The sequence below is a fragment of the Nocardia alni genome (assembly GCF_019038435.1).
GTDB lineage: Bacteria > Actinomycetota > Actinomycetes > Mycobacteriales > Mycobacteriaceae > Nocardia > Nocardia alni.
Window position 1 is genome coordinate 47,837 of the sequence record NZ_JAGPOX010000056.1, and the last position, 7,638, is coordinate 55,474.

The following is a 7,638-nucleotide window of genomic DNA, read 5'->3' on the forward strand; positions in this document are numbered from 1 at the left end:
CCCTGACACCTGATTCTGCCGCCGGACGGCGCGAACAACCACCGAATTCACCTGAGAACACTCTAATATTTCGGGCTCGTCGAATTCGTGCCCGAAAACGCCTAACGGCGGCGCTGGCGAGGGATTTCAGCGCCGCCGATGGCAGGGATGACGGATCAGGGCAGTTGATCCGCGCCGGTCGTACCCGACTTCATTGATCCTGCGCCCGGTAGCTCGAGAAGTACCGCGATAGATCTGTGAACAAGCTGTCAGCCGGGCGCTCCCGCGTGGTTACAGCAGGGCGCGCACAGCGTCGATCGTGTCGGCATCGGCCGGTTCCTTATCCGGCCGGTACCGGACCACCCGGGCGAAGCGCAGCGCCGCGCCACCCGGATACCGCGAGCTGACCTGGACACCGTCCAGGGCGATCTCGACGACCAGTTCGGGCCGCAGGTAGACGACGTAGTCGTCGCGGACGCGCTCGTGCCGCGGGAATTCCTCGGTCTGCCATCTCAGCAGCTCATCGGTGAGGCCCTTGAAGGTCTTGCCGACCATGACCGGCTCGCCGCCGTCGGGATCGCGCGCACCCAGATGCAGATTGGACAGATAGCCGGTGCGGCGGCCGTATCCCCATTCGGCGCCGAGCACGATCAGATCCAGGGTGTGCGTGGGCTTGATCTTCTGCCAGGCGCGCCCGCGCCGCCCGGCCGCATAGGGGGCGGACAGCGATTTGATCACGATTCCCTCGTGCCCGACGGCGAGCGCGGTGTCGAAATAGTCGGCGGCCGCCTCGGCGCCGGGACGTACGAGCGCCGGAATGGTGTGTGCGGCAGCGACCTCGGTCAACGATTCCCGGCGCTCGGCGAGCGGAGCGTCCAGCAGATCCACGCCGTCCAGATGCAGGCAGTCGAAGAAGTAGGGATGCAGCAGCAGATCCCGGGTCGAAACGACCTCCGCCGGGGATGGCGCGGGCGGCTGCACCGAGGCTGGGTCCGATCCCGGAAGCGAGGTGGCGAAGCGGCTCATCGTCTGCTGGAACGGCCGCGGCCGACCGGCATCGTCGAGGGCGAGCGTCTCGCCGTCGAGAACCACGCTCGTACAGGGTAATTCGGCGACGAGCTGGACCAGCTCGGGCACACTCGCGGTGATCTCACGTAACGTCCTGGTGAAGACCCACACCTGGGATCCGCTGCGGTGCACCTGAATTCGTGCGCCATCGAGTTTGTACTCCACACTCACCTCGCCGTCGAACTCGGCCAGTGCGCCGTCGAGCGTGGCGCCCGGGGAGGCGAGCATGGGCCGGATCGGCCGACCGACCTCGAGCCGGAACTCGGCCAGCGCCGCCGCACCGCCCGTCATCGCGGCCACCGCTGTCACCGGTAGCCGCCCGGACAGCATGTACGCCCGGCGCACCAGCTCGACCGGCACCTGCGCGGCCCGCGCCACGGCCTCGGCCACCAGCGCGGCCAGCGCGCCCTGGCGCAGCTCGCCTGTCAGCAGCCGCACCAGGAAGTCGCGTTCGTCGGCGGTGGCCGCGCTCAGCAGCGCCGCCAGCAGCTCGCGCCGCCGGGCCGTGGAGCCGGCCCCGTTCGCGGCCGCGAGCTCGTCCAGGGCGTCGCCCACCGCGCTGACCGTCAGCCCCGGCGCCGCGGCGGGGTCCGCGGAGACGGCCGCCAGGGTGCGCCAGCCCGCGCCGATCTTGCCCTGGGTCAGCTCGCCGGAGATCCATGCCACGACCTGGGCCAGCTCGTCGGGAGCGGCCTTGACCAGCAGCTCGGCCACCGCGGCGACCTTGAGCTTGCGCGCGGACGTGGCGCGCACGACCTGCGAGGCGTCTACTACCTGTGCGAGCAGCATGGATCCGACGGTAGCCGCGAGGTGTGACAAGTCCCGCCCGATTCCGTTCACATGATCACCAGTCGGCACAAGAGCATCGTTACCGGTCACTATGTGACATATCGCTCAGCGGTGGTGTTAATCGACTATTGGCAGGGCTGCGAACCCTTTCTAAACTGGGCATATGGCCAAGACTTACGTCGGGGCGCGGCTTCGCCAGCTGCGTGCCGAACGGGGTATGAGCCAGGTCTCACTCGCCAAGAAGCTGGAGATCTCGGCGAGCTACCTCAACCAGATCGAACACGATGTGCGCCCGCTCACCGTGCCGGTGCTGCTGCGCATCGGCGAGGTCTTCGGCGTCGACGCCAGTTTCTTCTCCTCGCAGGACGACACCCGGCTGATCGCCGAGTTGCAGGAGGTCGCGATGGACACCGAACTGGCCATCGAGGCCGACGCGCACGAGATCGCCGACATGGTCTCCGCGCATCCCAGCCTGGCGCGGGCGATGGTGAACATGCATCGCCGCTACCGCAACACCACCGCGCAACTGGCCGCCGCGACCGAGGACCGTTTCTCCGACGGCAGCGGTTCCGGCGCCATCTCCCGCCCGCACGAGGAGGTGCGCGACTTCTTCTACCAGCGGCAGAACTACATCCATGAATTGGACACCGCCGCCGAAGACCTCGTGACCCGCATGCGTTTTCACGGCGGAGCGCTCCAGCGTGAGATCGCGAATCGGCTCGGTGCCGTGCACGACGTACAGATCATCGAGCGCATCGACCTCGGCGAGGGCGTGCTGCACCGCTACGACGCCGAGACCCGGCGGTTGGAGATCGCGCCGCATCTGTCCGGCGGGCAGCGGCTGTTCAAGCTCGCCGCCGAACTGGCCTATCTGGAATGCGGCGACCTGATCGACAAACTGGTCGAGGAGGGCAATTTCGCCTCCGCGGAGACGCGGGTGCTGGCGAAACTGGGCCTGGCCAACTACTTCGCCGCCGCGACGGTGCTGCCGTACACCCATTTCCACGAGGTCGCCGAGGATTTCCGCTACGACATCGAGCGCCTGTCGGCGTACTTCAGTCAGAGCTACGAGACCATCTGCCATCGCCTGTCCACCCTGCAGCGTCCCAAGCTGCGCGGAGTGCCGTTCTCGTTCGTGCGCGTGGACCGGGCCGGGAATATGTCGAAACGCCAGTCCGCGACCGGATTCCACTTCTCGTCCTCCGGCGGCACCTGCCCGCTGTGGAACGTCTACGAGACCTTCGCCTATCCGGGCCGCATCATGACCCAGATCGCGCAGATGCCCGACGGCCGCAAATATCTGTGGGTTGCCCGCACCGTCGAGCGCCGCGCCACCCGCTACGGCGAACCCAGCAAGACCTTCGCCATCGGCCTGGGCTGTGAGCTGCGCCATGCCGGGCGCGTCGTCTACGCCGACGGCCTGGACCTCAACGAGCCGAAGGCGACTCCGATCGGCGCGGGCTGCCGCGTGTGCGAGCGGGCCAACTGTCCCCAGCGCGCCTTTCCGCCCCTGGGCAAGTCGCTGGACATCAGCGAGCACCGCAGCTCCATCTCGCCTTACGTGCTGCGATAGGTCCCCGAACGGGGACATTCCGGGCGAAATTCACTTCGCCGAAACAAACGAAACCGGGTCGTCACCGAGAAACATTAGGCCGCAACACTTCTCGGCTACTGTTCGGCATACGGAAGCCGGATCTCGCCCGTGAGGGGCGATCGGTGGCACTCTCGCTACCGGCCGTTGTGGCGAAATCCGCTCCCGAACTCGCCGAATGCGGTCTACCCGACCGCCTCGCGCACCGCGGGAACGATCTCCTGCGCCCACCGGGCCAGCCCCGTCTCGTCCTGTTCGGATCCGCCCGGAGCGAACAGCACGAAACCCGCTGCGCCGTGGTCGAGTACGGCGCCGGTGAGCTCGTCGATCCACTGCCGCACCGAACCCCCGAGCCATCGCCCGTCCGCGTCACGGGTGCGGGCCGCTGGTGCGGCGGTGATACTTCCCGGCAGGTTGTAGATGGTGACTACGTCCTCCGGCGCGCGGCCCGCGGCCGCGGCGGCCTCGTCGATGATCGGGCGGGACTCGCGAAAGCGGGGGCTGAGCCAATCCGCGGCATGCCCCGGAATCCACCCGTCGGCCCATGTCCCTGTCACCGCGAGGGATTTCGGGCCGACCGCGCCGGTCCAGATCGGCACGGCGGCCGACGCCGCCGGTTCCAGATCCCGCACGGAGTAGAACTCGCCCTCGAAGGTGACCGGCGCACCGCCCCCGGACAGCTCCCGCACCAGCCGCATCGCCTCGGCCATAGCGCGCACGGCCGCACCGGGACCCAACCTCGGCACACCCAATTTCGCGATATCGTCCCATAATCCGCCCGCACCGATGCCCAGGACGATCCGGCCGCCCGACAGCGTGGACAACGAGGTCACCGTCCGGGCCAGCATCGGCGCGGGACGGGTAGGCAGGTTGGTGACGCTCACCAGGCCGGAGATCGACGACGTCGCGCCGAGAGCCATACCGATGATCGAATAGGCGTCGAGTCGCTCGGCGAAATAGGGATGATCCGAGACGGTCACCAGGTCCAAACCCTGACGGTCGGCCTGGACCGCCTTGCGCAGGGTCTCGGCGGCGTCGCCGACCGCGGTGCTCAGACCGACGCCGAATCGAATGTCATATTTCACCATGCGCCGTACTCCTTGCCGATTAGTTCGTGATGCGAATCAGTTACCCTGGCAGTATGGGCAGGAGTAACGACGGGGGGATGGACGTCGTCGTCGCATTGGTGCGGTCGTCCTTTCTGGTCAACGCGGTCTACGCGGAGTCGGCACGGGAGTATGGCATCACCGCGCAGCAGGGACAGTTGCTGTGCGTATTGATGCCGCGGCCTTACGGCATGAGCGACCTGGGCGCGGTGCTGGGCTTGGCGAAATCCAGCCTCACCGGGCTGGTGGACCGGACAGCGCAGCGCGGCTTTCTGCGACGCGTCCCCGATCCCGACGACGCGCGGGCCGTCCGGATCGAATTGACGCCCGCCGGGCGGGGGGTCGTCGAGTCGTTCTACGACGAAACCTGTCGGCGGATCGAGGAACTGCCCGGTGGGCTCGACGCTCGGGAACGTGAACAGCTCGCCGCGCTGCTCACACGGGTGGTCGAGGACAACCACGTGCCGGTGGTATTCAGCGAGCGCTGAATCCGCTTTCCCTCTATCCATATTTCACCCATCTCAATTCGTACTACGAACCATATTAGTTCGTAGTACGAACTGCAACCGCTGGAATGCTTCGAGTCTGCGAACAGCGTCGTTCTTCAGCGATGAGCGACCGTATCCACCAGCTGTTACCGTGAGGCACGGTGCCACTGCGGCACCGCGAGCAGATCCGCTGACGGAGAGGTCATGGTGTCGACGAAGCCGCGCATCGCCCCAGGTCGACTACGGGAGCTCGGTCCGGTGAACTGGACTGTCTGGCAGGTGATTTCGCGTGCGGCGGGCACGCCGGACGCGCACCTGTTCAGTACCCTCGGCCGCACCGGCGGCCTGTTCCGCGGCTGGCTGCATTTCTCCGGCCGGCTGATGCCCGGCGGCAAGCTGCGGCGCTACGAGACCGAGTTGGTGATCCTGCGGGTGGCGCATCTGCGCGACTGCGAATACGAGACAGACCATCACATCCGCCTGGGCAAGCGCGCCGGGGTGACACCGGACATCCTGGACCGGCTGCGCGCGGGGCCGGACGCGCCCGGCTGGTCCGATGCGGAACGCACCCTGCTGACCGCGGTCGATCAGCTCGTGCGCACCCGCGATATCGACGACGACACCTGGTCGGCCCTGGCCGAGTATTACGACGAGCGCCGTCTCATCGAGATCGTCCTGCTGGCGAACCAGTATGAGGGCCTGGCCAGCACCATCACCACCCTGCGCATCCAGACCGACCACTGAGCGAAATGCCGCGCCCGGCGCGGTCGACGATGTCTCACAACCTGTCGGCAGGTTCTGGTAACCATTGTTCATGACGATCCTGGGTGCGGTCTTGCTGCCACAAAGCCCTCCCGAGCACCTGCGCGCGGTGGTGCGCGTGGCCGAGGAGGCGGGGCTCGAGGAGCTGTGGATCTGGGAGGACTGTTTCCTGGAGGGCGGTATCTCCATGGCCACCGCCGCCCTCGCGTGGTCCGAGCGCCTGCGCGTCGGTGTCGGCGTGCTGCCGGTTCCGCTGCGCAATGTCGCGGTCACGGCGATGGAGATCGCGACCGTGGAGCGGCTGTTCGGCGGCCGCACGATCTGGGGCGTCGGACACGGCGTGCAGGATTGGATGGCGCAGGTCGGCGCGCGCGTCGCCTCACCCATCACCCTGCTGAGCGAATATACCGAGGCGCTGCGCGCGCTGCTGGCGGGCCAGCGAATCACCGTGCAGGGCCGCTATATCCAGTTACACGATGTGGCGCTGGACTGGCCGCCCGTCGCGGCTCCGGACCTGCTGTCCGCGGCCACCGGTCCGCGCACGCTGCGGCTGGTCGGCGAGCTCGCCGACGGCGTCATTCTCACCTCTTCGACCTCGGTGCACGGGGTACACGAGGCGGTCGCCCGGATCCGGGAGGGCCGCGCCGGTGTCGGCCGTCCCGGCAACCATCGCGTGGTGGTCAACGTGGTCACCGCGACGGGTCCCGATGCGGCCGAACGCCTTCGCGCGGATCTGCGGCGCGTCGGCCGCGAGGACCTCGACGGTGTCGGCGTCGCGGGTGATGCCTCGGTGATCGCCGAGACCGTCATGCAATACGCCGCGGCCGGCGCCCATACGGTCGTCCTGCAACCTACCGCCGACGCCGATCCTGTCGAGTTCGTCCGCTTCGTCGCCGAACGGGTTCGCCCGCTGATTGGCTGACACCCTGAATTCCTGTGCGAGGGCGAGCGGACAGTGGGCACCCTCCGTTCGGATCCGGAGGGCGTCTCGGGTGTTGGAGTCGATCGATCGCCACCGCACCTCGGCAGGGCGCGTCGAAAGCCGCCTACCGCGCGAGGGCTGTGCGCAGTACGTCGGCGGGCGAGGCGGCGGGGCGGCCCAGAAGTTTGGCGAGGTCGCCCGTGTCGACATGCAGTAGTCCCTTGCGGACTCCGGTGTCGACATCGGCCATGGCCTGGGCCATAGGGGTGGGCAACCCGGCCTGCCGCAGAGTCCGGGCGTAATCGGCCTCCGGGACGTCCCGATATCGAACCGGCCTGCCCGAGATCTGCGAAAAGGACTGGGCCAGACCGGAATACGTGACGTGCTCGTCACCGCCCAGCTCATAGACCTGCCCGGCGTGCCCGTCGGTGCTGAGCACGACCGCGGCCGCCTCGGCGTAGTCGGCGCGGGCGGCGGCCGAGATCAGGCCGTCGCCACCGGAGCCGTAGAGGACCCCGGCCTCGACGGCCGAGGCCGCACGGTCCAGATAGTTCTCCCAGTACCAGCCGTTACGCAGCAGGGTGTGCGGCACAGCGGATTCGGCCAGTATCGCCTCGGTGCCCCGATACTCCTGCGCCAGGATCATCGGATTGTCGGTCGCGTAGGGAATGCTGGTGTAGGCGATCAACTGAATGCCTGCCTGCTCGGCGGCCCGGATCACGGTGGTGTGCTGCGCGACCCGTGAGCCGAAGTCGGTCCCGGACACCAGTAGCAGCCGGTCCACCCCGACCAGGGCGCGATCGTACGATTCGGCGTCGTCGTAGGACGCCTGCCTCACCTGCACCCCTTGCTCGGCCAGATCGGCCACCTTCGAAGGATCCCGGACGATCGCGACGATCGGCCCGGCCCCCCGCCGCAGCAGCGCCTCGACAC

At 67.9% G+C, this 7,638-nt stretch carries 7 protein-coding genes; 4 read left to right on the plus strand and 3 right to left on the minus strand.

Features of this window, described 5'->3' with window-relative positions; genetic code table 11:
* Positions 1-270: 270 nt before the first annotated feature.
* The gene (locus tag JZ791_RS21830) at positions 271-1,836 is read right to left on the minus strand and encodes an ATP-dependent DNA ligase (protein ID WP_216897029.1); all 1,566 of its coding nucleotides are present in this window, start codon (positions 1,834-1,836) and stop codon (positions 271-273) included.
* Positions 1,837-1,999: 163 nt separating this feature from the next.
* Between JZ791_RS21830 and ramB the strand changes: the two genes are divergently transcribed.
* Positions 2,000-3,409, plus strand: a complete 1,410-nt coding sequence (ramB, locus tag JZ791_RS21835; protein ID WP_216897030.1) for an acetate metabolism transcriptional regulator RamB — start codon at positions 2,000-2,002, stop codon at positions 3,407-3,409.
* Between the two features lie 203 nt (positions 3,410-3,612).
* On the opposite strand, the gene JZ791_RS21840 is transcribed toward ramB, so the two are convergent.
* Complete coding sequence (locus tag JZ791_RS21840) at positions 3,613-4,515, minus strand: LLM class flavin-dependent oxidoreductase (protein ID WP_216897031.1); 903 nt, start codon at positions 4,513-4,515, stop codon at positions 3,613-3,615.
* Positions 4,516-4,568: 53 nt separating this feature from the next.
* Here JZ791_RS21840 and JZ791_RS21845 point away from each other — a divergent pair, with 53 nt between their 5' ends.
* The 3 genes from JZ791_RS21845 (at position 4,569) to JZ791_RS21855 (ending at position 6,705) form a co-directional block, all read left to right on the plus strand.
* A complete protein-coding gene (locus JZ791_RS21845) occupies positions 4,569-5,021 on the plus strand; it encodes a MarR family winged helix-turn-helix transcriptional regulator (RefSeq protein ID WP_216897032.1) in 453 nt (150 codons plus the stop codon).
* A 204-nt stretch (positions 5,022-5,225) separates the two neighbouring features.
* The gene (locus JZ791_RS21850; protein WP_216897033.1) at positions 5,226-5,765 is read left to right on the plus strand and encodes a carboxymuconolactone decarboxylase family protein; all 540 of its coding nucleotides are present in this window, start codon (positions 5,226-5,228) and stop codon (positions 5,763-5,765) included.
* Between the two features lie 70 nt (positions 5,766-5,835).
* A complete protein-coding gene (locus tag JZ791_RS21855) occupies positions 5,836-6,705 on the plus strand; it encodes an LLM class flavin-dependent oxidoreductase (RefSeq protein WP_216897034.1) in 870 nt (289 codons plus the stop codon).
* Positions 6,706-6,829: 124 nt separating this feature from the next.
* Here the strand turns inward: JZ791_RS21855 and JZ791_RS21860 are convergent.
* Positions 6,830-7,638 (minus strand): SDR family oxidoreductase (locus JZ791_RS21860; RefSeq protein WP_216897035.1); only part of this gene is annotated, 809 nt, incomplete at its 5' end.